Source organism: Staphylococcus microti, assembly GCF_000934465.1.
In the GTDB taxonomy this organism is placed as follows: Bacteria; Bacillota; Bacilli; order Staphylococcales; family Staphylococcaceae; genus Staphylococcus; species Staphylococcus microti.
The window spans coordinates 1-841 of sequence record NZ_JXWY01000092.1; the positions used below are offsets into that span (position 1 = coordinate 1).

Here is an 841-nt window from a genome sequence, read left to right on the forward strand (position 1 = left end):
CTCTTATTTTGGCAACGAAATAGCGTAGACAAGTCATTGATAATGAAATATCTGATTACTTTAGTTGCGTGGCATTATGATAAAGACCCTATACACATTATGTTCAAAGTTTACCCCGATCAAGTGAATAATCATAAATAGATAGGTGGTGTATCTAATGGAACGATTAAAAGCGTACAAATTTAGACTATATCCAACAGAGGAACAAGAGGTTTTCTTTGCGAAATCTTTTGGTTGTGTTCGGAAAGTCTATAATCTCATGCTTCATGACCGGATAAAAGCTTATCAAGAAAAAACAAACAATCCCTCTGAGAAAATGCGTTTTCCAACACCTGCAAAATATAAAAAAGCATTCCCATTCTTGAAAGAAGTCGATAGTCTTGCTTTAGCCAATGCACAACTTAATTTAGATAAAGCTTACAAGAACTTTTTTCGCGATAAATCTGTCGGATTTCCTCGGTTCAAAAGTAAGAAAAATCCTGTTCAGAGTTATACAACGAATAATCAAAATGGGACAGTTGCTTTGATTGATGATAAATTTGTCAAAGTTCCTAAATTAAAATCTTTAATCAGAATTAAACTTCACAGAAAACCAAAAGGGGTTATTAAGTCAGCGACAATATCACGTCATGCTAGCGGTAAATACTATATCTCTTTGTTATGTAAAGAAGGGATAAATGAATTGCCTAAATCTAATTCTGCAATTGGTATTGACTTGGGTATTACGAGTTTTGCGATCCTTTCTGATGGTCAAAAAATTGATAATCATAAATTCACGGCTAAAATGGAAAAGAAACTCAGACGTGAGCAACGTAAGTTGTCAAAGCGTGCTTTGTTAGCT

At 33.9% G+C, this 841-nt stretch carries 1 protein-coding gene and 1 pseudogene; both read left to right on the forward strand.

Annotated features, from left to right (window positions below):
- Positions 1–23: 23 nt before the first annotated feature.
- Positions 24–117: pseudogene (locus TP70_RS12305) on the forward strand (IS200/IS605 family transposase); the annotation flags it as partial.
- A 40-nt stretch (positions 118–157) separates the two neighbouring features.
- Positions 158–841, forward strand: a 684-nt coding sequence (locus TP70_RS09275; RefSeq protein WP_044361185.1) for an RNA-guided endonuclease TnpB family protein, incomplete at its 3' end; no start/stop codon positions are given.